This is a genomic window from Cuspidothrix issatschenkoi CHARLIE-1 (assembly GCF_002934005.1).
Taxonomy (GTDB): domain Bacteria; phylum Cyanobacteriota; class Cyanobacteriia; order Cyanobacteriales; family Nostocaceae; genus Cuspidothrix; species Cuspidothrix issatschenkoi.
Genome location: NZ_PGEM01000076.1, coordinates 35,546 through 60,335 on the forward strand (window position 1 = coordinate 35,546; position 24,790 = coordinate 60,335).

22 protein-coding genes and 2 pseudogenes are annotated in these 24,790 nt (G+C 39.0%); 7 read left to right on the plus strand and 17 right to left on the minus strand.

Going from position 1 to position 24,790, the window contains the following annotated elements; translation table 11 throughout:
• Positions 1-18: 18 nt before the first annotated feature.
• The 7 genes from CUN59_RS11130 to murG all read right to left on the minus strand — a co-directional run bounded on the left by CUN59_RS11130 (position 19) and on the right by murG (position 7,981).
• On the minus strand, positions 19-225 hold the full coding sequence (locus CUN59_RS11130) for a hypothetical protein (protein WP_207765412.1): 207 nt from the start codon (positions 223-225) through the stop codon (positions 19-21).
• Between the two features lie 115 nt (positions 226-340).
• A complete protein-coding gene (locus CUN59_RS11135; RefSeq protein WP_104387902.1) occupies positions 341-1,726 on the minus strand; it encodes a PP2C family protein-serine/threonine phosphatase in 1,386 nt (461 codons plus the stop codon).
• 700 nt (positions 1,727-2,426) lie between these two features.
• Positions 2,427-3,890, minus strand: coding sequence for a signal recognition particle-docking protein FtsY (ftsY, locus tag CUN59_RS11140; protein WP_104387903.1), 1,464 nt, complete (start codon positions 3,888-3,890; stop codon positions 2,427-2,429).
• A gap of 268 nt (positions 3,891-4,158) precedes the next feature.
• Complete coding sequence (nusB, locus tag CUN59_RS11145; RefSeq protein ID WP_104387904.1) at positions 4,159-4,794, minus strand: transcription antitermination factor NusB; 636 nt, start codon at positions 4,792-4,794, stop codon at positions 4,159-4,161.
• Between the two features lie 67 nt (positions 4,795-4,861).
• Entirely contained in the window at positions 4,862-5,647 is a 786-nt protein-coding gene (locus CUN59_RS11150; protein WP_104387905.1) for a DUF502 domain-containing protein, read from the minus strand.
• A 499-nt stretch (positions 5,648-6,146) separates the two neighbouring features.
• Positions 6,147-6,764 (minus strand): hypothetical protein, encoded by a 618-nt coding sequence (locus CUN59_RS11155; protein ID WP_104387906.1) that lies wholly within the window; start codon positions 6,762-6,764, stop codon positions 6,147-6,149.
• A gap of 143 nt (positions 6,765-6,907) precedes the next feature.
• Positions 6,908-7,981 (minus strand): undecaprenyldiphospho-muramoylpentapeptide beta-N-acetylglucosaminyltransferase, encoded by a 1,074-nt coding sequence (murG, locus tag CUN59_RS11160; RefSeq protein ID WP_104387907.1) that lies wholly within the window; start codon positions 7,979-7,981, stop codon positions 6,908-6,910.
• An 85-nt stretch (positions 7,982-8,066) separates the two neighbouring features.
• Here murG and CUN59_RS11165 point away from each other — a divergent pair, with 85 nt between their 5' ends.
• Together CUN59_RS11165 and CUN59_RS11170 are read left to right on the plus strand one after the other, a co-directional pair.
• The gene (locus CUN59_RS11165; protein WP_104387908.1) at positions 8,067-8,879 is read left to right on the plus strand and encodes a DUF8623 domain-containing protein; all 813 of its coding nucleotides are present in this window, start codon (positions 8,067-8,069) and stop codon (positions 8,877-8,879) included.
• 77 nt (positions 8,880-8,956) lie between these two features.
• Positions 8,957-9,718 carry an SDR family oxidoreductase gene (locus tag CUN59_RS11170; RefSeq protein WP_104387909.1) on the plus strand — a complete coding sequence of 254 codons (762 nt, stop codon included), beginning with the start codon at positions 8,957-8,959 and terminating at the stop codon, positions 9,716-9,718.
• Between the two features lie 180 nt (positions 9,719-9,898).
• Here the strand turns inward: CUN59_RS11170 and nth are convergent, their stop codons facing one another.
• The 6 genes and pseudogenes from nth to plsX form a co-directional block, all read right to left on the minus strand.
• The gene (gene nth / locus CUN59_RS11175; protein WP_207765413.1) at positions 9,899-10,555 is read right to left on the minus strand and encodes an endonuclease III; all 657 of its coding nucleotides are present in this window, start codon (positions 10,553-10,555) and stop codon (positions 9,899-9,901) included.
• A 136-nt stretch (positions 10,556-10,691) separates the two neighbouring features.
• A pseudogene (locus CUN59_RS11180) lies at positions 10,692-12,219 on the minus strand (IS5 family transposase).
• A 150-nt stretch (positions 12,220-12,369) separates the two neighbouring features.
• A complete protein-coding gene (locus CUN59_RS11185; RefSeq protein ID WP_243406922.1) occupies positions 12,370-12,567 on the minus strand; it encodes a hypothetical protein in 198 nt (65 codons plus the stop codon).
• Positions 12,568-12,672: 105 nt separating this feature from the next.
• Entirely contained in the window at positions 12,673-13,554 is an 882-nt protein-coding gene (gene fabD, locus CUN59_RS11190) for an ACP S-malonyltransferase (RefSeq protein WP_104387911.1), read from the minus strand.
• A 72-nt stretch (positions 13,555-13,626) separates the two neighbouring features.
• On the minus strand, positions 13,627-14,628 hold the full coding sequence (locus tag CUN59_RS11195) for a beta-ketoacyl-ACP synthase III (RefSeq protein ID WP_104387912.1): 1,002 nt from the start codon (positions 14,626-14,628) through the stop codon (positions 13,627-13,629).
• Positions 14,629-14,837: 209 nt separating this feature from the next.
• Positions 14,838-15,863, minus strand: a complete 1,026-nt coding sequence (plsX, locus tag CUN59_RS11200; RefSeq protein WP_104387913.1) for a phosphate acyltransferase PlsX — start codon at positions 15,861-15,863, stop codon at positions 14,838-14,840.
• 450 nt (positions 15,864-16,313) lie between these two features.
• On the opposite strand from plsX, the gene xseA reads away from it, so the two are divergent.
• Both xseA and CUN59_RS11210 read left to right on the plus strand, forming a co-directional pair.
• Entirely contained in the window at positions 16,314-17,528 is a 1,215-nt protein-coding gene (xseA, locus tag CUN59_RS11205) for an exodeoxyribonuclease VII large subunit (RefSeq protein ID WP_104387914.1), read from the plus strand.
• 75 nt (positions 17,529-17,603) lie between these two features.
• Positions 17,604-18,953, plus strand: coding sequence for an NYN domain-containing protein (locus CUN59_RS11210; protein WP_104387915.1), 1,350 nt, complete (start codon positions 17,604-17,606; stop codon positions 18,951-18,953).
• A 142-nt stretch (positions 18,954-19,095) separates the two neighbouring features.
• Here CUN59_RS11210 and CUN59_RS22005 read toward each other — a convergent pair.
• Positions 19,096-19,347, minus strand: a pseudogene (locus tag CUN59_RS22005) (restriction endonuclease); the annotation flags it as partial.
• A gap of 101 nt (positions 19,348-19,448) precedes the next feature.
• Here CUN59_RS22005 and CUN59_RS11220 point away from each other — a divergent pair.
• Complete coding sequence (locus CUN59_RS11220) at positions 19,449-20,156, plus strand: SDR family oxidoreductase (protein WP_104387916.1); 708 nt, start codon at positions 19,449-19,451, stop codon at positions 20,154-20,156.
• Between the two features lie 48 nt (positions 20,157-20,204).
• A complete protein-coding gene (gene hppD, locus CUN59_RS11225) occupies positions 20,205-21,260 on the plus strand; it encodes a 4-hydroxyphenylpyruvate dioxygenase (protein ID WP_207765414.1) in 1,056 nt (351 codons plus the stop codon).
• 159 nt (positions 21,261-21,419) lie between these two features.
• On the opposite strand, the gene CUN59_RS11230 is transcribed toward hppD, so the two are convergent.
• The 3 genes from CUN59_RS11230 to CUN59_RS11240 form a co-directional block, all read right to left on the minus strand.
• Positions 21,420-21,833 carry an SH3 domain-containing protein gene (locus tag CUN59_RS11230; RefSeq protein WP_306460510.1) on the minus strand — a complete coding sequence of 138 codons (414 nt, stop codon included), beginning with the start codon at positions 21,831-21,833 and terminating at the stop codon, positions 21,420-21,422.
• Between the two features lie 216 nt (positions 21,834-22,049).
• On the minus strand, positions 22,050-23,567 hold the full coding sequence (locus CUN59_RS11235; RefSeq protein WP_104387918.1) for a Ycf46 family AAA ATPase: 1,518 nt from the start codon (positions 23,565-23,567) through the stop codon (positions 22,050-22,052).
• Positions 23,568-23,808: 241 nt separating this feature from the next.
• Positions 23,809-23,997: a hypothetical protein gene (locus tag CUN59_RS11240; RefSeq protein ID WP_104387922.1), complete on the minus strand. Its 189-nt coding sequence runs from the start codon at positions 23,995-23,997 to the stop codon at positions 23,809-23,811.
• Between the two features lie 252 nt (positions 23,998-24,249).
• Here CUN59_RS11240 and CUN59_RS11245 point away from each other — a divergent pair, with 252 nt between their 5' ends.
• Positions 24,250-24,591 (plus strand): Dethiobiotin synthetase, encoded by a 342-nt coding sequence (locus CUN59_RS11245; RefSeq protein ID WP_104387919.1) that lies wholly within the window; start codon positions 24,250-24,252, stop codon positions 24,589-24,591.
• Positions 24,592-24,790 lie beyond the last annotated feature (199 nt).

Consider the following 24,790-nt stretch of genomic DNA (forward strand, 5'->3'; position numbering starts at 1 on the left):
TTAATGGAATTTTTCAATTCAGTGAGGTACAATAACCTCCTCCTCTGTTATGGGGACTAATTTTCCCATAAAATCACCATAGGTATATTCAGGATGAAATACTGTTTTGATGACATTAGGAGAAGTATTAATTAACCCTAATCTGGTAATAATTGTATGTTCAATTTTGAAACTTTTACCAGTACCAGAACAACTAAATAATATTTTTTGGATAGGGCTTTTCATAAATACATCAAAGTTAGTTTCTAAAATTTTACTTTGATTAGTTAAAATGGATCACAAATCTGATATTTCTTTAAAAGTCAGTGATGAATTTTACTTTTCTCCCTTACCTTTTACCTCATACAATCTGTAACACAACTAATGTCATATCATCGGTATTTTGCCGATCAAAACCAATAAATTGTTCAACTTGATCAAATAGATATTCCACAATTTCTTGAGGAGTATTGCAATATTTACAAGCTGTGCGGAAAGAAGTAACAAAATTATCTTCATCAAAGCGATCGCCCCCCGCCGCCACCGCATCCGTCAAACCATCAGTATAATAAATGACCTTATCCCCAGATTCTAATTTAACTTGAGCATCTTCATATTCACTATTAGCATCTAAACCAATTAACATTCCCAATGTATCTAAACGAGTGACGCTTTTTGTCGCTGCGTGCCACCACAAAGGCGGATTATGGGCTGCATTACTATAGGATAAAATCTGTGTTTTCGGATCATATTCAGAATAAAACATCGTTACAAAGCGATGGGAATTTTCTAAATCCGCATACATAACCCGATTCAAATTTTGTAAAATTCCTGCCGGGGAGTTACCATGCAAAACTTCACCTCGCAACATTCCCCGCAACATCGTCATAATTAAACCTGCGGGAACACCTTTACCCATCACATCCCCAATTACCAAACCCCACCTACCATTTTCTTTCCCTTCCTGTGATTTGGCTTTTAACTGGTTTTGATGGGTGGGAATAAAATCATAGTAATCACCACCCACACGATTAGCTGGTTTACAACGCGCTGCTAAAGCCAAACCGGGAATATTAGGACATTGACGGGGTAAAAGTCGGCGTTGAATTTCCGCACCAATTTCTAACTCTTGATCTAACCGTTCTTTTTTCCTCAATTCCACAGCTAATTCATCATTGTCAATAGCTACTGCTGTTTGATCTGCCACTAACCGGACTAATTTTTGTCTAGTTTCTGTCCAACTATATTCAGGATCACGACTTAAAACATACAGCCAACCCCGTTCTGTATGTTTAACTAAAATTGCTGTACCAAAAACCTGCACATCTGCACCTAAATAACGGTGCATTTGTTCATCTAAAATTCCTGTAGAGATAGCTGGAGATACAGAATTAGGTAAAAGTGTAATTTGACTACTAGCAGTTTCTAGAGCTTTTCTAATATTTTTTCTTTGCTGACTATCTTGCCAATGTAGTTGTTCTAATCTAACTTGTCCGTTAGGTTTATAAAGAAAAAGTGCGCTACCTTCTGCATCTGTTACTCTGGTAGCCATGAGAGGAATTAGTTCCAAAAATTGATTTAAGTTATTAAAGCTTCTCAGGGCAAACCCTAAAGAACTCAGTAAGTCTTGAATTTTATTTTGTTCTCGATGCAGCCTGGCCACAAGTTCTTTCAGTGCCACCACAGGAGTGACATCTGTTGCGGCACTGCTATTACTATCAGTAGGATGGGAAGGATATTGGGACACAGGTTAATATTGCAGTTGAGAATACCAAATTTGTGATTCTTTATAAATACTCTTAATTGATAAATTGTTAAATCATATTGAACGAGATTTACGATTTTAGCAAGAGTAGAAAAACCGTTACAGGTGATTTTTAAGTATTAGCTGATGCTGAGGACATTTTTTAAGTTAATTCCCAATCATCATGAATTTGCTAAGTTTTTGTTAAAAATAGTTCCTTGACAATCAGTATTTTTTATGATTAATTAGCAGCCTCTAATTTTTTCATAACTCCCTGAGTCCTTCATATATCTTGAGAAATAAAAGGTAAACATTCAAGGTGATAGTTAACAGGTGACATTAAGAAATCTAAATTTCAGCTTCTATGTCCTAATCATCTTGTCTACAGCTATCCAATTTGACTCTGTAGCTGCAAGAATAGATATTAGGTCATCGTTTACCCAAAAACTCGATAGATTTTTAGTAAACTGATGGATCACTTCTCACTGGCTAGGATATCCTTCAAAACATGGTTGTGATTATGGTTTTCATAGAAAATGTCCAAAGATTGACTGCAAACATTTAACCTATATACCACAAATTCTCGAAATGTTTCCTTAGATAGATTTCTTTCATGAAAAAATTCTTGATTTTTTGACAAGTGAAGAAGCAGGTGACAGTCAACGGTTAACCGTCAACCGTCAAACCAATGATCAAGAATAATTTAACCGCTTAATAATGCCTCTACAAATTCATAACTAGAGAAGGGACGCAAATCTTCAATTCCTTCTCCCGCACCAATAAAACGGATGGGTAAGCCTAACTGCTGGACAACAGCCAGGGCTACGCCTCCTTTGGCTGTTCCGTCTAACTTGGTTAAGACAACGCCGCTAAGTTGAGCGGCTTGGGAAAATACTTCTGCTTGGCGCAGTCCATTTTGTCCCAAGGTAGCATCTAGCACTAACAGAGATTCAACATGGGCGTTGGGGGCTTTTTTGGCGATGATGCGCCGAATTTTACTCAGTTCGTCCATTAGGTTTTTCTTATTTTGCAGTCGGCCAGCAGTATCTATTAACAGTAGTTCGGTTTGTCTGGCCTCGGCGGCTGTAATGGCATCAAAGACTACGGCGGCTGGATCTGTGTTTTTACCTGGATTGGCGATAACTTCTACACCGCTCCTTTGTCCCCATACTTTCACCTGTTCCACTGCTGCCGCACGGAAGGTATCAGCAGCACCAATTAAACAGTTATAACCGGATTTTTGGGCGAGGTGAGAAAGTTTACCGATGGTTGTAGTTTTTCCCGCGCCATTTACGCCAGTCATTAACCATATAGTGAGGGTGTCTTTTGTGGGGGCAAAACTAGATGGTGGTTTGTGGGCTAGGGGTGCATCTAGTATATCCCTCAGAATTTGTTTGAGATAGGCGATCGCTTGTTCTGGTGGGGTAACTTCTGCTAAAAGTTTTTTCTGTAGGGCATTAATAATATAGTCGGTTGCCTCTACACCTACATCTGCTTGTAATAGTAAGGCTTCAATTTCATTGACAGCATTTTGATTAAGAGGCCCTTGACCAACAATTGATTTTATTTGGTTGAGGATATTTCGCCGGGTTTTATCTAAACCTTGACGCAGTTTTTTCAACCAAGTTATTTCTTCAATGGAAATATCTTCGGCTTTTCTACCTTGGGCGGCTAAAACCTCCGCAGACCACACAAAACCATCATCAAATTCCAGTTCTATAACTTCTACTTCTGGCGTGGGTTCTGGTTCTGTAATAGCGATCGCTGTTTCCGGTGCAGGGGTTTCTATGGCACTAGCAATTAATTTCTCCTGCTTGGCTTCTCTTTCCGCCGCCGCCCGTTCTAGGAAGGATAGGGCAGGGGTTTCTATTTGTTCCGGTTCCGATTCCGTGGGAGTGACAATATCTTCAGTAATTTCTGTCACTGGTGCAGTCACTTCTTCTGTTGTTGTTGGTGTTTCTTCCTCCACCGCTACGGGTGTTTCTGTTTCCACCTGTTTTTCTTGAATATTCTTATAAGCAGCCTTGGCAAATGCCAACAAGTCCGCCGTGTCCGGTGTTGTTGTTTCTGATGGGGTTGCTTCTGGTGCGGGTGTTTCTTCCTGAGTTGCAGGAGTAGGAACTTCGGCAGATTCACTATTTGGACGACGAAACCAATTAAAAGTCATTGCAGTTGATTCAGATAAAAATTTAATTAGAAGTCACTCAATTTTGGATTTACGATTTTGGATTTTGGATCGACTACACCCTAAAGTGTAGAAGCTCGGAAATTTAGGATTTAGGATTACTTTTTTTTCCATCCTCAAGGACTCCGAACCTATATTAAATTTTTAATCTAAAATCTAAAATCTAAAATTCCGGTCAGCAGGGGCGGGGTTTCCCCACCCAAAGGAATAATTTTCCCATTAGCAGCTACCAATGACCCCATACTTTCAATTACTTTTTGTTTTCACTAACACGACGCAAAACACCATTAATAAATCGGTGTCCATCTTCTCCACTGTAGCGTTTAGCTAACTCTACGGCTTCATTAATAGCGATACTTGGGGGAACTTGCATGAATTTCATTTCGGCAACGGATATTTGCAAGATATCTCGATCAATTTGGGCTAAACGGGTAACTTGCCAATCTACTAATGCCTGAGAAATAAATTCTTCAATTGCCTGGCGATTTTCGCTGACGGTAATAATAATAGCTTTAGCATAGTTACGTACTTCCTTATCTTGATTAGCTAATTGAATCAATTCAGGAAAGTCAACGGATGCACCTAGTTGATTAATAGCCGTTTGGGTGTAGGAAATAGCCTCTTTTAGCATAGTTCTAGCTGTATTCAAGTCAGAGGCTCTAGTTTCGCTAGTTAATACTCGTTCATTACTGCGTTGTAGTTCTCCTGCGGCATTGTTCAATGTATCCTGTACTTCTAAGGTGAGGCTACGAACCGCGCCTAAAACTAACTTAGAAACTAATTGTTCATCTGATAGGGTATCTAGTTTTTTAGGGTTGATGGGCAATTGGCTAAGGCTTAACAGTGCCAATTCACGGGCTATTTGTTGGGGTTTACGACGTTGCATACAGTTGGAAAAGATAAAAATATGTGAGTTATGGCACAGTTAAACAATAAGCTTATCTATTTTTTGATCACTTTGCTAGGTTAGTATCCAGTTCCGGATCTATTATCTCCATTACCCGGTGTTTTATTTCTAAGTCTGATTCTGCTATTGCGGCATTTAGTTGGGGAGACTGAACATTGGGGGCGACTATCCCACCAGAGATAATAATTTTGAAAGCATCTTCTACAGACATTTCTAGGCTAATTACCTCTGCCTCTGGTACTACTGCATACCAACCTGTGGTCGGGTTGGGAGTGGTGGGGATAAATAAACTAATGACAGGACGGGAGAGTTGATTTTGGATTTCGGTAGCAATTGCTCCTGTAGCAAAACCGATCGCCCAAATTCCCGGACGCGGATATTCTACTAAGACGACACGGCGAAATTTGCCATTAGAATCTTTGAGGAGAGTTACTAATAGTTGTTTGAGAGTTTTATATACCTGACCTGCGAGAGGGATAGCCTGTAGTAAGCGTTCGCCTACATCTAATAACCACCGTCCTGCAATATTTCTGGCCATTAAGCCAATAATCAGAATACTTAATAGTGGTACTGCTAATCCGACTAATAAATTAAGTATATTTACCAGAATTGGGTTTAAGCCATCAAAGGGATTGAGTTGTTTGGGTATTTGGGTGAGAAAATTAATCACCCAGGTGGCTATGGTAATTGTTAACCAGATGGTAGTTGCTAGGGGAATGATGACCAATAAACCAGCAATCAGGTCATTTTTTAAGTCCTGTTTCAACCTTTCCATTACCAAACCCTGATTCTCCTTGTTTAGCTGAGTAAAACTGTTGTGATTATTGTCCATAAGAGCAAATTAGTCACATTGGGAATATTAGAAACTGATGACAGCAAGTATCAGTATCTTGCAACAGATTATTTCTCATCCTGGAAAATGCCTTTTGTACCCGTTTATAATAGTGTAAAAACAACCTGTTGGTACAAAAATTAGCCATTTTCTAGTTCAACATAAATATGGGCATCATTACACCGTGGCTACGGCTGGTAAATCTATGAGAGCTTTACTTATCTTTGTAATAATTGTAAATGATTGTTGCAAGTCTGAGAGATATTATCTATCCTACCGCGCCATATCACCAAATGCTCATAATTTGGCAATGACTATTTTTAGTTTGTATAATTCTATGTGAGGATGTGCCAAATAAATTCTGTAGAGACGTTCCGGCGGAAAGTCTCTACAACGAAAAATAAAGCATATCTTCATCCATAAACGGTATTATACCACAAAGTTAATATAAATTGTGGTTACAGAATTTAACGGTGCAACAACTTAGTAAACTTGTTGTTCACTCTTGCATTTCTAAAATACCAACTAATATATGACCTATTTCTTCAATATCATCAGGGATTCTTAAAAGGGTCATATCTTGGGTAATTTGTTGTTGTTGACGATCTAATTTACCAAATCTCCAAATTTCTCCAGTAGTTACAGAACCATAAAACACAGATTTATTTTCTTCAATTTCCGATAAAGCAATTAACTCTACTGCAAGTTGAGTAAATCCTCTTGTTAAATCATCATTTTTAGCTTCAATTACTAATAAACTTTGATGAGAACGTAATAAGTAATCTAGATTTCCTTTTAACCAATTATTGACATTAATTGGATATTCTATTTTCATCTGACATTGACAATAAGTAATAACTTCTAAAAGCAGAGGTGAAACTAAAGTTTCTCGTCTAGCTGTTTCATTATTTAAGCTGACCAATGGTAAGAACGATGTGATTTTATTTTTAAGTTCTGCAATGTTTTGTAATGGGTTAGCAGTCTTGGGTAGACTAATAGCTTGTTTGATAAATGAATAACCTAACTCCGCTAGAATTTCTTCTATGTCGTAGGGTAATTCAAAATAGGAGCGAAAAGTGTAAGATTGTCCTTCTTGGAGAATTTTTTGTTTAGTCATATTATCTCCTGATATCTAAGCGGAATTAAAAATTAAAAAAGCTCATTTCATAAGCTTTTGCTGGCATTTTTAATAGCGGTATGCAGTTAAATGAGAACCCCAAAATCTTTTCAACTCTGTCACCTGTCACCTGCTATAGAAAACTAATGTTTCATCACTTCTCTTACCAAGATTGCTAATTTATCCGCACTATCAGGAACAGCGATCGCTTGAGAAGCCTCTGCCATTTTCGCCAATTTCCCTGGAGACTGCAACAAATTCAAAACCTGAGAGGTAAATATTTCTGGTGTTAAATCTGATTGTTTAAAGGATAAAGCTGCACCAGCTTTAGTAAACACTTCTGCATTATAGGATTGATGATCTTCCGCCGCAAAGGGATAGGGAATTAAAATGGCTGGTGTACCACAAATTGCTAATTCTGTCAGGCTACCCGCACCGGAACGACTAATAGCTAAATTCGCCCTTCGTAACAAAGCCGACATATTATTATAAAAAGGTAAAGCAATATATTGAGGATGCTGAAGAGTTTTAATATCAGGATCATTATCACCTGTTAAATGCACTATATAAGCACCAGCCTTAAACCAAGTATCTGCACATTGTCGTACTAACTTATTTACAGCTACAGCGCCCTGACTGCCACCAAAAACTAGAATTAGGGGAACATTATCGGGGATAGGTAAGTCTAAACTATTATTCTCTCCTTGTTCCAAGAACTGAGAACGTACAGGAGTACCCACACATACAGTTTTACTCTTGGGTAAGGATTTACTAGCTACATCAAAACCTATAGCAACGACATCACACCAAGGACCAAAAAAACGGGTAACTTTACCAGGTAAAGCATTAGATTCATGAAAAACTACAGGTAAACCCAAAGAACGCGCTGCAATTACCGCAGGTCCGGCAATATACCCCCCTGTGGTGAAAACTCCTTGGAAATTTCCCTGCTTTAAAATCCGTCTTACTTCCAGAATCCCACCCAGCAAGTTAAACAAAATACGTAGAGAACCAAGACTTAAACCTTGCTGAAAACCTTCAACAGCAACAGTATTTAAGGGATATGTCTCTGGAACTAGCTGATTTTCTAACCTATTTGGCACACCTAGCCATTCAATCTCAAATTCTGGCAGTTTTTCAGCTAATGCGATCGCTGGAAACAGGTGTCCACCTGTCCCACTAGCTGCTATAAGTAATTTACCTGGTGCATTTATCATTCCCTGCTATACCATTTATCTCCCAGCTTCATTAAGATAAAACAAATTCCTTATTTTCTATCATCAAATCAGTAAAATCTTATTAATGACTAAAACTATCCCTTTATTAATGAAACGTAACACAACATTACCGCTTGGTGTTTTCTTGCTCTCTAGTTTACTGGCAATTGGTTTTTCTGGTATGGGACAATTTGCCCAAGCAGGTGAACCACAGAATGCCCCCGCTACACTCACCAACCTTTTAACACAGATTAACAACGCTGCTAACCAAGGCAATGTCAACGGGGTAATGGAATTTTACAGCCCCACATTTACTCATGGTGATGGTTTAAACCGCAAAGTCATGGAACAAGCTTTAACAAGACTGTGGAAAAGATATCCTAAATTGCGTTATACAACCCGCCTAGAGTCTTGGAAATCTGAAGGTAATACAATCATTGCGGAAACAGTGACCAGTATTAACGGGTTAGCTGCACCGAATAACAATAATTTAATTCTTCAATCTACTATTAAATCACGACAACGGATCACAGGATCAAAAATTGTTCATCAAGATATTTTATCAGAACGGACTCAACTCACCTCTGGTAGTAAACCACCCCAAGTAGAGATAAAACTACCACAACAGGTAAAAGTTGGTGAAAAATATAGCTTTGATGCCATTGTTCAAGAACCATTAGGTGATGACTTTTTGCTGGGTGCAGCAATGGAAGAACCTATTCAAGTTAATAAACTCCTTAACCCAACAATAGCAAATTTAGAGTTTCTCAGTGCTGGAGGACTCTTTAAAATAGGACGCGCACCCTCTAATCCTGGTACTCAATGGGTTTCTGCTGTCATTCGCAGGGGTGAAGATATGACAATTATTACTCAACGGTTACAAGTAGTGAAAAAATAGGGAATAGTTGACAGTTGACAGTTGACTGTTGACTGTTGGCAGAAAATAGGAATCAAAACATTACCAATTACCTATCCATGCAAAACCAAATTGTTTTTATTACTGGTGCAAGTAGCGGTATTGGTGCTGCTTGTGCCAAAATTTTTGCTGATGCTGGTGCAAAACTAATTTTAGCGGCACGACGCTGGGAAAGGCTACAGGAAGTAGCTAATTCTTTAGATATTCCATCTGATAAAATTCATTTATTGCCACTTGATGTATGCGATCGCTTGGCAGTAGAATCTGCTATTAATAACTTACCTTCCCCTTGGTGTAATATTGATATTCTCATTAATAATGCTGGTTTAAGTCGCGGCTTAGATAAATTGTATCAAGGCGACTTTCAAGACTGGGAAGAAATGATTGATACTAATATCAAAGGTTTGCTTTACCTCACCCGTTATGTTGTACCGGGAATGGTGTCCAGAAATTCTGGTCATGTCATTAATATTGGTTCTATTGCTGGACATCAAACCTATCCTGGTGGTAACGTTTATTGTGGCACAAAGGCGGCTGTGAGAGCCATTTCCGAAGGCTTAAAACAAGATTTATTAGGAACTCCTGTGCGGGTGACTTCGGTTGATCCTGGGATGGTAGAAACAGAATTTAGTGAAGTGCGTTTTCATGGTGATACGGAACGCGCTAAAAAGGTGTATGAAGGTGTTAAACCTCTAACTCCTGATGATGTGGCTGATGTGATATTTTTCTGTGCCACTAGAGCTAGTCATGTTAATATTAATGAGGTTGTATTAATGCCAGTTGACCAAGCCAGCGCGACTTTAGTTAATCGGCGGAAATAAAGATCAACAACCTGGAATAATCAAACTTTTGTGGTGCGGGTATACTATGGCTAACGCCAAGCTACGCGAAGGACAAGCTCAGTACAAGTCTTGCCCGCAAAATGCGTACATCATACCTTCACAAACTGCTGTAATATTTCTACATAATCATAGATGAAAATGGGAATCTTAGCAAATATTCTACCGCCCATTATCCATCTTCATATCACACACATCAACCAACTCACAAACATCACAACCAGGAGAACGGGCTTTACACACAGCACGACCATGATATATTAATCTAATTGACCAATTTTCCCATTCTGGTTGGGGTAATAATTGCATTAAATCTTTTTCAATTCCAATTGGTTCAGTATTTTTTGTTAACCCTAATCTTTGACTTAACCGCTTGACGTGAGTATCTACAGTTACACCTGCATTAATACCATAAGCATGGGCTAAAACCACATTTCCAGTTTTTCGCGCTACTCCTGGAAGTTTTAACAGTTCTTCCATTTTGTTAGGAACAACTGAGTTAAAATCACTGACAATCATCTGACAAGCAGCTTTGATATTTTTGGCTTTATTGCGATAAAAACCTGTAGAACGGACTAATTCTTCTAATTCTAAAATATCCGCATTTGCTAAACTTTCCGCATCAGGAAATCGCCCAAATAATTCTGGTGTGACTTTATTAACTCTTTCATCTGTGCATTGGGCAGAAAGAATGGTGGCTACTAATAATTGTACAGGAGTTGCATAATTTAAAGAGCAAGTTGCATCTGGATAAAGATTGTGCAAACGAGAAAGAATTTCTAAAGCGCGTTGTTTTTTAGTTAATGATTTACGAGTCACTCTGATAATTTTTAATGTTGAAGATAATTAAGATGCGTTACACTATCGCTAACGTAACCTACAGTTTAACTTATTGTAACTACTTAGGGTTTGCTGAAAAAGTCGAAAAAAACCTTGAGGAGAATTGAGTGGGTAGTCAGGCAGAAATAAAGATAAGTTTTTGTTGTCTAAACTTTACTAAATAATAAATTTCACTAATGAAGCCAGGGAAAAAAGACATAATTTTGAAAAATGGACATAAAAACCCCGACAAAAGCCGTGATAACAGAGTAGAAAGATTCATAACCAAAAAAGTTAGGGCAATAGAAGTTAAAGAAGTATGAGGCAATTTAGCCATAACTCTACCCAGGCTAAATCTTCGTTTACCTTGTCCAAATTTCCCCTCAATAGAGTTACGAATTCGTTCATCATCAATAGCTTGTTTCTTTGTTTCTTTGCTGACAATTTTAGGTGGTCTACCCAGTGGTGGACCACTGATTCTAATCCCTCTTTCCTGACACCAAGCTCGATTCTCCCTGTGGCGATAAATTTTATCTACACTTCGACTGCGCTCAGTGCATCGCATGAACAGATTCAGGATAATATCCGGTGTAATTTCTGTAAGCTTCAACCTGTGATTTTAAGTCCCCTGATTCATTAAAATTATCCCAACTAATATGGTCTAAAAATACATAGCCATCGAAGCAACTAGCTGAAAACTTTGCCCCAAATTCCGTGTTTTTAGCGGCTTTACCACGAACTATTGGACGAATATGTGGTTGACTTAAACTGACAATTCTGTCTTCTATACTCCGTTCTTCATGTTCATATAACCATAGTTGTTGACGATAAACTTCTGCCACTACTAGCAACATTTTGTATTGTCTGTTGCTCAATTCTAAGAGTGATGCACCCCCATTCATTAGTTGTTGAATGTGCCCTAGGTTTCTTTTGATATATTGCAGTTGCTTCTTGATAGCTTGTCTTCTTTCAGTGGATTTGACTTTCTTTTTTCTGGCTACTACTAAATAATCTTTTCTGGCTATTTTTCTGTAGGTTTTGGGTTTATTGCTATTTTTTACTTTTACAGAGTTATATAATATATCTATAATTGTTTCTGTGTGCTCTCTGGACTGATTTAATAATTCTAAATCTCTAGGATAACTGATGTCTGCTGGCGCACAACTGGCATCTAATATTAATTTACCTCGATTTGTCACCTCACTTTTTAAATCCTCGTCCTTTGACTTTTTTGCTTTTACTTCTTCCTCTTCTTGATTTTCTAATACATTTTTAACTATCTTCTGATTCAACCTGTTGACTAGGTTCATATCTATTCTTTCTCGAAAATGAACTAGCATTGATGAGTCAAATGGTGCTTGATTACTATAGGCTGACATTCCTATAAAGTATTGCAGATAAGGGTTTTCTCTAATCTGTTCTATTGTTTCTCTATCACTTGTTCCTAATTTTTCTTTAATTATTAATGCTCCCAATGCCATTCTAAATGTTTTGGCTGGTGCGCCTATACTTGCTGTAAATATTGCTGCGTATTCTGCTTCAAATTCTGTCCAAGGTATTATTTTCGCCAGGATTACCCAACGGTTATCTGCTGCCAGTTTCCCCCCAAAGGGTAGTTCAAACTCTTCCGGTAGTGTGTCTTGTTGTTTTTGTTTGCGATACATTTTGATGCACCTTGATGCAAGGATTTTTACCTATTTTACCCCTTTTCCTTCCACTTTGTTCCTTTTTTCTGACCCTTAAACTCTTGATTTATCTGGCTTTTCGCTTTGTTCAGCAAACCCTATATAAAAAAACACATTAAAAAATGTACCCTAAACTTCCTCATTCTGCAATCTTTGTAACAACTCCTCACGGGATAAATTACCCAAGGAAAGAAGTAACTGACTGCGTTCAGAAATGGCAATATTAGCAATCTTTTCTACCAAACCAGATAACTCAGCATCCAAACTACTTCCAGAAGAGAAGTTATCAAATAAAGTTGTCCTTCTTCTTTTCCTTCTTGCTTCCATTCTTCTATTTGTTGAAAATGACAAGATCCCCGACTTCTTAGAGAAGTCGGGGATCTAACTCTGTCCATGTTCACAAATCAAACAGAATTGTTATAGTTGAAAATGCTAATTTGGTAATTCCCCAGCATTACGGATATTTTCCAAAATCAAGTTAGGAGAAGTCCGTTTTATTAAACCAGTTAATACATTACCAGGACCTATTTCCACAACTTTTTCCACACTATTTTCTGCTAGTTGTAATGAAATTTCTCGCCAACGAACTGAACCTGTCATTTGTTGGGAAAGACGCTGTTTTAAAGTGTCTGCTGCTATTGCGGGAACTGGGTCAACATTAGACAAAACTGGAACAACTGCGGACTGAAAAACAACTGAGTCGAGAACTTCTTGAAATTCTGTTGCTGCTGCTTTCATTAAATGAGAATGGAACGCGCCTGAAATCTTTAAAGGGATAGCCCGCCTGGCTTTGACTTGAGAAATTACAGCTTGTACAGCATCAGGAGTTCCAGAAATTACGACTTGGGCGGGACTATTATCATTGGCTAAAACTACATCAGGTGTGGCACTAATGACGGTTTCTAATTTTTGTCGGTTAAAGTTCATTAAAGCTGCCATCATCCCACCAGCAGCGCTATCCATGAGTTCGGCGCGGCGTTTGACTAGGTGGAGTCCAGCAGACCATTCAAACACACCAGCGACATACAAAGCTATATATTCCCCTAGACTGTGACCTGCAACTAGATCCGGTTGTTGTCCTCTTTCGCGCAAAATATCGGCAATAATACTTTCGATCACATATAAGCTAGGCTGGGTATAAAGTGTCCGTGATAAGGTATCAATATCAGTTTGGCAGATATCTATCACAGACCAGCCCAAAATTGCCTCAGCTTGAATAAATTTTTCCTTGGCAGATGGTAGATTTAATAAGTCTATGCCCATCCCCAGGGCTTGAGAACCTTGTCCGGGAAACACCCAAGCAGTTTTAGTCATTGTTTGTCAGTTGTCAGTTGTCAGTTGTCAGTTGTTAGTTGTTAGTTGTCTGATTTTTAATTTTTTAATTGCCTATCTTCCCCATTGAAAAATGGCTGCACCCCAGGAGAGTCCAGCACCAAAGCCAGATGTGGCAATGATATCATTGGGTTGAATTTTCCCGGCTCGCACTGCTTCATCTAAGGCCAGGGGGATAGATGCGGCGGAGGTGTTACCATAGTGGGCAACGTTGCTGATGACTTTATTTCCAGGAATATTTAAGCGTTCAGCAACGGCGTTAATAATACGTTGATTTGCTTGATGTAATACAAGCCAATCTATATTTTCAACTTTAATGTTAGCTGCAAATAGGGCTTTATCTATAATTTCTGGGACTTTTTGCACAGCAAAGCGATAGACTTCTTTGCCGTTCATGGTGATGGGGTGATATTTGCCTTGAGATACGGCAATTTCTGGGGTGAGTTCTTTGGCTGAGGGCTGATAGGCTACGTTGAGATGTTCGTTTTGAGAACCGTCGCTTTTAAGGGCAAATCCTAGTAGGCGATCGCTTGTATTTGCCTGTAATACGACTGCTCCAGCCCCATCACCGAACAATACACAACTACGTCTATCTTGCCAATCTACCCAACGAGAGAGGATATCAGCACCAATTAAGAGTACAGTTTTGTAAACACCAGTCCTGATGTATTGTGCGGCTGTGACTAAACCAAAGACAAAGCCAGAACAGGCGGCGGTTAAGTCAAAGGCGACGGCTTTGGTCGCGCCTAATTCCCCTTGAACTCGGCAAGCTGTTCCAAATAGATCATCAGGGGTAGAGGTGGCCAGCAAAATTAAGTCTATATCTGCTGCGGTAATACCAGCGGATGCAATGGCCTGTTGACTAGCAGCAGTAGCTAATGATGTGAGGGAGTCAGGGGGTAATGCTAACCGCCGTTGTTTAATCCCGGTTCTGCTGGTGATCCATTCATTGGATGTATCTACCAATAGGGTTAAATCTTGATTATCTAAACAGGTGGTTGGGACTGCTGAACCACTACCTGTAATTGCTAGGCCACTGTGAAAAAAATTTTGCACTCTTAATATCCTCAATTGTCAATTGTCAGTTATTAATTGTCAGTTGTCTTGTTTGTAAGCATTAATAACGAGTACCAATGACAATCCCAATTTTAGATTTTAGATTGATAAAAAATTGTATTTATTCATCTAAAATCCGAAATCTAAAATTGGATGACAAGTGACAAATGGCTGTTAGCATAGTATCTTCACTATAGGAGAAGTAATAGCTAACTGCTTTCTTTTTGTAGAATTTGATATTGGGATTGGAGTCTTTCTAACACCTGATTATCTACAGATTCTTTAGCCATGCGAATGGCACTAAAAATAGATGGTGCTTGGGAACTGCCATGACCAATAAAACAAATACCGCTAACGCCTAATAGCAAAGCACCACCATGTTCAGCATGATCCATGCGCTGTTTAACGCGCTTGAGGTTGGGTTTTAAAATGGCTGTACCAATTTGACCATGTAACCCTTGGGGTAATTCTTCTCGGAGAATTTGTAGGATTACGCCTCCAACTGCTTCAGCAAATTTTAATAAAATATTACCGACAAAGCCATCGCATACAATCACATCAAATTCACCAGATAATACATCACGCCCTTCAGCATTACCAGTAAAATTAATTTGAGTATTTTCCCGTAATAATTGGTGGGCGCGGAGAGCTAATTCGTTACCTTTAGTGTCTTCTTCGCCAATATTCAATAAACCTATTTTGGGTTGTTCTGTCCCCAAAACATACTGACTGTAAATTGAACCCATGACTGCAAACTGTTCTAAAAATTTAGGGCGACAGTCTACATTAGCACCGACATCGAGGATCATCACGGGTTTTCCAGCTTTGATGGTCGGAAATACTGTACCAATTGCTGGGCGATCAATTCCTGGTAATCTTCCCAAGCGTAACAAGGCTGATGCCATTGCTGCACCAGAATGTCCAGCAGAAAACACGGCATCTGCTTGTTTATTTTTGACTAAATCCATCGCTACGTTGATGGAAGCTTGCCGTTTACGTCTAACTGCATTGAGAGGCTCTTCATCCATAGTGATCGCTTCCTGGGCAGGAACAATCTCTAAATTTGCCATATTCGTTTTTGGCGGTATCACAGCCTCAATTTGTTGGGGATCACCAACCAATAGTATTTTCACACCCAACTCTTCCTTCGCCCGCAGTGCGCCGAGGACGATTTCCGAGGGTGCATGATCTCCCCCCATTGCGTCAATTGCGATCCTTACACCAGTCGATCCCATTGCTCCTAGCTCAAAGAAACCTTACAAATTTTATCAGATTGCAACACTTAAAAGTTGTCAATTCTTAAAAAACAATTAGAAATTAGGGTTTTGTTTTCAGAAATAGAGGGAACGGGGAACACTTCGACAAGCTCAGTGCATCGCAGGGAACGGGGTTGAAAGTCTTTTATTATGAGGACTTACGCACAAATCACGAAATAATGAACCACGAATAAACGGAGGAAAGGAAGGAAGGAGGGTTTCAGAGATATTTTGCGTAAGTTCTATATACTAATCTTCTATAAATATGCACATAATTGGAATCCAGCGAAGCCGGGGGGTAAATTATATGCAACTTCACAAAGAAATGGTATTAGGATTAATTTTGATTGACATTTGTATGGGATTTGATTTTAATTTCAGTATAACAACTTACCTCTAGATTTATCCATTGGGTGAATCTAAAATCCCATGAATTTTGACCTTCCTGATCATACCCTTTCCGTCGCTGGTTTAACTGACTATCTGCGCTTGCTATTAGAACAAGATCAAATCCTCAGACAAGTGTGGGTAACAGGAGAAGTTTCCAGTGCTAGTCATCACCGCAGTGGGTTATTTTTTACGTTAAAAGATACTGATGGTACAGCCTCTATTAAATGCGTCGCCTGGAATAGTCAACTAGCAAAATTAGCACAAATGCCTGTGGCCGGTGAACAGTTAATTATTTTAGGTAGCATCCGTGTTTATCCCCAAAGAGGCGAATATCAATTAACTGTTTGGCAAGTTTTACCAGCGGGTGTAGGTTTACAAGCTTTACGCTATCAACAACTGAAGAAACGCTTAGAGGCTGAAGGACTATTTGATACAGCTAGAAAGCGATCGCTGCCCCCACATCCCCAAACCATCGCTGTAGTTACTTCCCCTACGGCCGCCGCTTGGGGTGATATTCAAAAAACCCTCAAACAAAGATATCCGGGCTTACACATCCTCTTTTCCCCTGCCACAGTCCAAGGTGAACAAGCACCTACATCCATAGTTAAAGCCATTGAAAGAGTGATTAAAGATGGTCGCGCCGAAGTATTAATTTTATCTAGAGGAGGTGGAGCAGTTGAGGAACTAGCGTGTTTTAATGATGAAAGAGTCGTGATGGCTGTTGCTAATTGTTCTATCCCCGTCATTACTGGTATTGGACATCAACGGGATGAATCCTTAACTGATTTAGTTGCAGATGTATGTGTTCATACACCGACAGCCGCCGCCGAAACAGTAGTTCCCTCCCTTGCTGATTTACAAATTCATCACCACCAGAGAATTACAGCCTTATTTATAGCTGTCAATTCATTATTAACAGCAAGGGAAAAACAGATACAAGGATTAAAAAACCGCCTGCGGCAATTACGGTTAGATAGACAAGTAAAACAGGAAAGAGAAAAGTTATCTTGGCAACATCGGCAATTACTACAAGTAACAACGACACAATTGCAACAAGCCAGCCAACATTTAGAAATGTTACGGCAAAAATTGGCTAGTATTGACCCCCAAGCCGTTCTCCAGCGTGGTTATGCCGTAGTGAGAACAGAGAATGGAACTATTCCTCGTTCTGGGGCAGAATTAACCATAGGAGAAAATTTAGTGATTCAGTTGGCACAGGGTAAGGTAACAGTTAAAGTTATAGAAGTTACTTGAAGCCTAAGTCATCAGAAAGTATATTTTCAGACTTTATACTTCATGTCCAGGATGCTCTACGGTACGATGTAAGCTATGTCCTATCATGATTCTGTCCTATTACAAAAAATTTCTATCTCTATTTATCAATCAATTATTGCTATTCAACAACAGCAACCAGAGTTATTGATTGCAAAATATAGAACTATTAATTGGCAAATAGCCGCAAATAAATCGGCTTTAATTACCAAGTTTATCACCATACTTAGTCAAACTCAAACATGGGATGAACTATTACAAAAACTGCAATTATCTCTCAAAGCAATTCTTGTTGCTGGGGCTTTTGATTCAAAAATAATATTAGATTTAATTGCCTCTATTGACCAGTTAAATCCTGAAAATCAGCAATTAAATACCAGCCATTCTCCTCTACGTCAATCTTCGGCCATGGCCGTTTTACTTTTAGATGCAGAAAACTTACAACTTAATTCCCATACAGAAAAGTTTTTAACTACAACTTGTACTTATCCCCTACAAGTGAAAATAGCTTTTGCTAATTGGTCAAATCGCGGTAAGTTAGATATAGAATTACATGAACGTGGTTATGATTTAATTCATGTTCCTGCGGGTAGGGATAATGCTGATGGCAAAATGATTGCAGTCGGTTCTTCTATTCATGAACGTTATCCTCATGTGCAAGAAGTTTTTGTTTGTTCATCAGATAAAGTAATGACTAATTTATGCAATACCTTACAGCAAAATGGCATATTGGTCTATCATGTCACTCAGCAAGGGGAGAATATGAAAATATTTAATACTGCTACCAGTGCAACTATTAATTATTCACTCAAACCTTTACCAGAGATACCAACTATAGAGCAGTTTATTATGCAGGTTAAGAGTTTAATTAAACTACAGCAGAAACAAACTGCCAATTATTGGATTAGACTTTCTCTACTATCTAAACAATTTAAAAATAAATATCAATTAACTATTAGCCAAATTATTGCTCATCACTTCCCTGGTCAAAAAGCTAAAGATGTATTTATGAACTATCCATCTGATTTTGTAGTTCATCAAATTGATGAAAAATCAGAATTATATGTGACACTGTTTGAACACCATCTAGAAAAGTCAGAATCTGTCGAGAATGATTCACAATTAGCAACAACTCCACAATTATCTAGTATTAACTCAGCCGCAGATTTAGAGAAAGTAATTAGGAATATTTTGCTTGAGGCAAATAGTACAGATAATCATAAATCTGTGGATATTAGCATTTTAGGCAGTAAATTTTATCAGCAATATCATAAATCAATAACTGAACAAATTAAAGAATTACATATTGGGGGTAGTTTTGTAAAATTCATTCGTTCTTGTAAATCTTTGCAAATTCAGCAGGTAGGTAATAGATGGGAAGTGAGTATGAAAAGTTCGGAACTATGATTTGTGTGATTTTAAGAATAGGTGGATAACTGCTTTGATAAAATAGATAGGTCTAAGCTATTCAAAATACTAGTTTTTATTGGGCGTTTTTCGTCCTAAAAAATCAAAGAAGAGTAGAAATCAATTGCTAATGTGAAGTTAGTATTCCGCGAATCATTTGAAAATATGCTGTTCTTTCAGAACTCACAAAAATGGTATTCAAAATACTCAATGTTGCAGTCCGATTTGTACTGTTATCTACTTTTTCGTAAACAAATATAATGAGGGAATATCCCAACCCGGAAATTTTCTGCCGCGCAGATTTGAAAGGACAAGATGACTGCGGTTGTTTAACGCTGGTTACTTTGATATCAACGAGTAACCCGGGGAAATCAATTCCACTTGCTGAATTGCCCCTTTATAGATGACTCCAGCAAGCTCAAAGATGTATTACACCCACAACACTGAGATTAACGGTATGATAAATATAGTCTGTAAAGAAATGTAAATATTGTGATGCTACAAGATAAAGTGATTGTCATTGTTGGTGCTACTGGTGGTATTGGTGCAACTTTAACTCGTCAATTAGCACCTACTGGGGCGCGGTTGGTACTCGCTGCTAGGAATGGGGAAAATTTGGCTGCATTAGCAAATGAATTGAGGGCAAATGTGCTGATAGTTCCCACAGATATAACTCAACCCCAACAGGTGGAAGCATTAATTCAAAGGACAATAGCCCAGTTTGGACAGATTGATGTCTTAGTAAATGCCGCCGGAGCAGGTATTCTCAAAGCCTACAACAATATTGAACCAGCAGATTTAGAAAAAATGCTGGATCTGAATTTAAAGGGCTGTTTTTACACGACTCAAGCAGCAGCTAAAGAAATGCAAAAACGTAAATCTGGCCATATTTGTAATGTGGTGGGTATTCTGGGTAAACATTCTATGCCTATGGCTGCGGCTTATTCTGCTTCTAAGTTTGGTGTTGTTGGCTTTAGTAAATGTATGGCAGAAGAACTAAAACGGTTTGGTGTGAAAATGACGCTTTTTTATTTTGGGGGAATAGATTCGCCTTTTTGGGACAATGTAAATTTAAAAGTAGATCGGAATAAAATGCTCAGTTGTGAAACAGCCGCCAATGCGATTTTCTATGCTTTATCGGCCGAACCCCAAGCCATACCCATGGAAATTAATATTCAACCGGATAGTCACTTATTTTTCTAGTATGTAACAAATAAATTGTGATCATTAATCCTGGATTTTGAAAAAATTATGCTGCGAATTGATCACGTTCATTTCTATGTTGAAGATGCCCGCAAGTGGCGAGATTGGTTTGTATATTGTCTAGGTTTCCAAGCTGTAAATGATGGCATTTTGGGGAGTCTTTTTCATCATCACAAATCTTTGCATACTTGTACAGAAGTGGTGAAAAGTGGTTCTGTTTACTTTTTACTTTCTTCTGCCATTTTACCGACTAGCCCTGTGGCGGAATTTTTGCGTCAACATCCTCCTGGTGTGGCTGACATAGCTTTTGCTGTTGAAGATGTGGAAGCATTGACGGCAAAGGCTATCAGCTATGGCGCAACAGTTCTGCATCCGCTTGAAGATGTTGGATCTTACAAGTATGCAAAACTTGCCGCTTGGGGTAGTTTGCACCATACATTAATTACCAGAGAAAAGACAAAAATAGTAGAGGTTGAAAATATCTTTCATGCTCCCATTACTGCTATTGATCATCTGGTTTTAAATGTGGGTATGGGTGAGTTAGAAAATGCTATTAATTGGTATGAAAACATATTTGATTTTCAACCTCAGCAAACTTTCAATATTAAAACTGACCGTTCTGGGTTGCATAGTCAGGTAATGATTTCTACTGATGGGAATGTGCAATTCCCTATTAATGAACCAGCTTCACCTAATTCGCAGATTCAAGAATTTCTAGAGGTAAATCGAGGGGCGGGGATTCAACATATTGCTTTACACACGGGGCATATTGTTGATACTATCAGTCGCTTTCGGTCTGCTGGTTTATATTTTCTATCTGTGCCTGAAAACTATTATTATCAATTAGAACAGCGTGATCAATTCCCTCTTTCATCACGAGAATTACAAGCTATTACTGATCAACAAATTCTCATAGATTGGCATGAAAATGCACCTTTAGGACAGTTATTATTGCAAATTTTCACCCAGCCAATTTTCAATGAGCCAACTTTTTTCTTTGAGTTTATTGAACGTCGTTCTCTTGCTCCAGGTTTCGGAGAGGGTAATTTTCGGGCTTTATTTGAAGCTATTGAAAATGAACAAATTAAACGTGGTTTTGTGTAATACAGGAGAAGGCAGGATGCAGGATGTGAAATAGTATTGCTGTTGGCGTTTGGGTTTTCCGTTTGTACCCAGATCCCTGACTTCTGTGATCAATTTACAGCAGTTTGCCAAGGTATGAGGTACACATCTTGCGGGCAAGATGCCCACCCCACAAGAATTTTATTGTTCGGAACGCTGAATATTTCCTGCTTTTACCCAACCTTCTTGATCTGTATCAGCAATGCGAATTTTTTGCCATTTTTTATCATCACTTTCTTCTAAAACAATTACTTTTTTATTACCTCCAACACCACCGATGGTGGGAGAGTTTGTATTCGGTTCGGATCGCATACTTAGCCCTTCTGCCCAAGTTATATTTCCTGTGTAAGCATTTGGTGGTGTTGGTTTAGGTGTTGGCGTGGGAGTTTCTGTAGGTTTTGGGGTTGGTTTTGGGGTTGGTGTAGCTGATTTTTTAGATTGAGGTTTAGGACTGGTTTTAGGCTTTTTGGGTTGGCTGGAAGGATTATCATTGGCAAAGATCGGTTTGGATGGAGATACGGCGGTACGATTGACAAAATAGAGGGCAACTGTCAAACTAGTACCTAATAAAACCGCAAGAGCTAAAACAAAACCAAGTATAAATTTAAGTAAGTTTGTCAACATATAGCAGGGAACAGGGAACAGGGAATACTTCGACTTACTTCGACCCTTCGACTAGTTCAGGGCATCGCCAGCTCAGTACAAGTCGCTCAGTAACCAGAGGCAAGAGGCAATAGAACAGGGTTCTTTTTAAGTTTTAAGTTTTAAGTTTTAATTTTTTTCCTGACGTTGAATGCGTTCACTTAAAGGTGTATATTTAGATGCTAGACGCGCTCTGCCGGCTGCTGCCCATTCTTGGAGTTTTTGAATTTGCTCGACGGCGGTTCGCGCTAAGGGGATAATTTGACTAGCGGCTTCTAAAATATCATCAGTTGTGAAGTCGCGGTTTTGACTAAAGCCGATGTGCATGGCTTCAGTTAAAGTTTGCTCAATTTCCGCGCCGGAAAAATCAGGAGTTTCGTAGGCTAACCTGTCAATGTCATAGCTGTTCAAATTATGGGGACGTAATCGGGATAAATGGACATTAAAAATAGCTTTTCTTTCTTCTTGGCTGGGTAAACCGACAAAGAAAATTTCATCAAATCGCCCTTTTCTTAACATTTCTGGTGGTAAGGCTTGAATATCGTTGGCGGTTGCAACGACAAATACAGGGGAAATTTTTTCGGCTAACCAGGTGATAAAAGTGCCAAATACCCGGCTAGTTGTGCCGGCATCTCCTTTGCTACCCAAACCAGAAAAAGCTTTATCAATTTCATCAATCCAAAGTATACAGGGAGCGAGGGCTTCTGCTACTTGAATCATTTGTCGGGTGCGGGATTCTGATTCACCGACTAAACCACCAAATAAGCGCCCTACGTCTAAGCGTAATAGGGGTAAATGCCAATGGTGGGCGATCGCTTTGGCGGTTAAGGATTTACCAGTTCCTTGAATTCCCACTAACATTAAGCCACGAGGATAGGGTAAACCATATTGTCGGGCTTTTTCACTAAACGAACCACCGCGCCGAATTAACCAATCTTTTAAATTATCTAAACCACCAATATCAGTAATTTCTTCAGTGGCGGGATAAAAGTCGAGGATTTGGGTTTGGCGGATAGTTTGCCGCTTTTCGGCCAATACTAAATCTACATCTTCTGGTTGTAATTGTCCATGAGTTGCGATCGCCCGCGCTAATACCCGGCGGATTCTTTCTAAGGATAACCCTTGACAAGAACGCACCAAATCATCCAAAAATTTACCACCTGGTGGGTTGCCGGTGGCTTGTAGTAACCGTTCGACTTCGGTTTTGATTTCCGGGGCGTTGGGTAAGGGAAACTCAACCACTGTCAGCACTTCCATTAAGTCATCAGGAATGGCGACGCGGGGCGATAATAAGACAATATTTTTTGGTTGGGACTTCAGCAGTCGGGCTAAATTCCGGAGTTTGCGAGAAATGGCCACATCATCTAAAAACCGATGATAATCACGCAAAATCAATACTGCTGGTGCAGTAGGCGGTAATTTTTCGATAAATTCTAAAGCTTGTAGGGGGTTACGTTTACCAAATCCCGCATCATTGGGATTTCCCTGATAACCTTCCACAAAATCCCAAGTATACACAGGACGACTACCTTGATTCGTCGCCTCTTCCCGAATGGCCGCTTCTACCCGTTCCTCTTCATAGGTGGGAATATAAATTAGGGGGTAACGGGCGCGAAGTAATAATTTAAACTCATCACGAAAATTCATAATAAAAAGAGTATTTAACGTGAAACCTGATTCTATCGTCTACGGTGTACACTCCCTAAATCCCCGAAGTTTGGGGGACTTTGAAGTAAATTCTTCTCCAGAATTGGGGGTGAGGGCTTGGTTAAATTTGATCACTTGTGTGTACGCTGTAGGATTCTATCCTAGAGGTAATTCATGAATTACTCCTACTTTACTTCCATTTTGCGTAAGTCCAAAATCGAAAATTGTCACCTAACCCTATCTACTTCCTCGTTGGTGTTTGGGATAAAATTTGGGTAAATTGATGCCAAATATCTTGGGGAGTAATACCGAAACCAAAGTATAATAAAATGATAATTGCCCCACAAGTAAAGGCGGTTTTAATGGTGGTTTTAATTAATTTCCAGAGAATGATAAAAACTATCCAAGCTACTATTAAGGTAATAATCATAGGTGAAAGACATAGGGAATTGACAATATAGCAGAGGGCAGGAGGTAAAACACTTTTACTTTTTGATTTGGGATTTTTAGTTTGTACCTTATTGACTTGCAATCTGCTGTATGCTGAGTTTTTTCCCTAATTAAATCGCAAAATCAGGATAATAAACTATTCTGGGGAGAAATGGCAACCTTCCTGGGCTAGATACTTCTAATATATTGGTAAAGTGTAACTTTTACACCATATATAAACCTAGCTAGAAGCATGAACTACGAAATAGCACGGAAACTACTCATAGACCAAACAACCAGCGCAGATAATCCTGATACTCTGTTCAATCGGTTACAACAGGGTAAACCTCCTGTTCCTGGTCAAGTTACTTCTATCCTGTTGGCTTTAAAGATGTTGTTTGAGGCTTTAAAAGCTGCACCTACCTTAGATAGAGAACTAGTTTTTGCTTTATATCAGTTAGCTGTGAAGGGGCAAAAGTTTTTTGCAGCAGGAAGAAAAGCAGGTGTGGACTGGCCACCTCTGCTAAATGAGGATTTAATGCGGATTTCTTTAGCGGCTGAAAGTATTTTTTCTGGTACGTGGCAAACTTTATAGTAGGATTTATGGACAAATAAACCACAGAGGACGCAGAGGACAGGGAGGAACGAGTGCTTAAATTTATTTGTGTGTGAGTTTCATCTGTTTGGGTAGTGAATTAACGGATTCTTAATTCTGTTTCTAGTTTATTAACATCGGCTTTGAGTAAGACGGTGATTTTACCTGTGATGGCTTTACAGTAAACCAAAAAGTTTTT

Excerpts from the sequence above, each read along its gene's own strand:
- plsX (WP_104387913.1), bottom strand. The coding sequence starts at position 15,863 with ATGGGATCGACTGGTGTAAGGATCGCAATTGACGCAATGGGGGGAGAT.
- CUN59_RS11185 (WP_243406922.1), bottom strand. The coding sequence starts at position 12,567 with ATGGAAGCAAGAAGGAAAAGAAGAAGGACAACTTTATTTGATAACTTC.
- CUN59_RS11165 (WP_104387908.1), top strand. The coding sequence starts at position 8,067 with ATGACTAAAACTATCCCTTTATTAATGAAACGTAACACAACATTACCG.
- CUN59_RS11210 (WP_104387915.1), top strand. The coding sequence starts at position 17,604 with ATGTCCTATCATGATTCTGTCCTATTACAAAAAATTTCTATCTCTATT.
- murG (WP_104387907.1), bottom strand. The coding sequence starts at position 7,981 with ATGATAAATGCACCAGGTAAATTACTTATAGCAGCTAGTGGGACAGGT.
- CUN59_RS11155 (WP_104387906.1), bottom strand. The coding sequence starts at position 6,764 with ATGACTAAACAAAAAATTCTCCAAGAAGGACAATCTTACACTTTTCGC.
- CUN59_RS11170 (WP_104387909.1), top strand. The coding sequence starts at position 8,957 with ATGCAAAACCAAATTGTTTTTATTACTGGTGCAAGTAGCGGTATTGGT.
- CUN59_RS11245 (WP_104387919.1), top strand. The coding sequence starts at position 24,250 with ATGAACTACGAAATAGCACGGAAACTACTCATAGACCAAACAACCAGC.
- nusB (WP_104387904.1), bottom strand. The coding sequence starts at position 4,794 with ATGCAACGTCGTAAACCCCAACAAATAGCCCGTGAATTGGCACTGTTA.
- xseA (WP_104387914.1), top strand. The coding sequence starts at position 16,314 with ATGAATTTTGACCTTCCTGATCATACCCTTTCCGTCGCTGGTTTAACT.
- CUN59_RS11130 (WP_207765412.1), bottom strand. The coding sequence starts at position 225 with ATGAAAAGCCCTATCCAAAAAATATTATTTAGTTGTTCTGGTACTGGT.
- CUN59_RS11235 (WP_104387918.1), bottom strand. The coding sequence starts at position 23,567 with ATGAATTTTCGTGATGAGTTTAAATTATTACTTCGCGCCCGTTACCCC.
- fabD (WP_104387911.1), bottom strand. The coding sequence starts at position 13,554 with ATGACTAAAACTGCTTGGGTGTTTCCCGGACAAGGTTCTCAAGCCCTG.
- ftsY (WP_104387903.1), bottom strand. The coding sequence starts at position 3,890 with ATGACTTTTAATTGGTTTCGTCGTCCAAATAGTGAATCTGCCGAAGTT.
- CUN59_RS11240 (WP_104387922.1), bottom strand. The coding sequence starts at position 23,997 with ATGATTATTACCTTAATAGTAGCTTGGATAGTTTTTATCATTCTCTGG.
- CUN59_RS11150 (WP_104387905.1), bottom strand. The coding sequence starts at position 5,647 with ATGGACAATAATCACAACAGTTTTACTCAGCTAAACAAGGAGAATCAG.
- CUN59_RS11220 (WP_104387916.1), top strand. The coding sequence starts at position 19,449 with ATGCTACAAGATAAAGTGATTGTCATTGTTGGTGCTACTGGTGGTATT.
- hppD (WP_207765414.1), top strand. The coding sequence starts at position 20,205 with ATGCTGCGAATTGATCACGTTCATTTCTATGTTGAAGATGCCCGCAAG.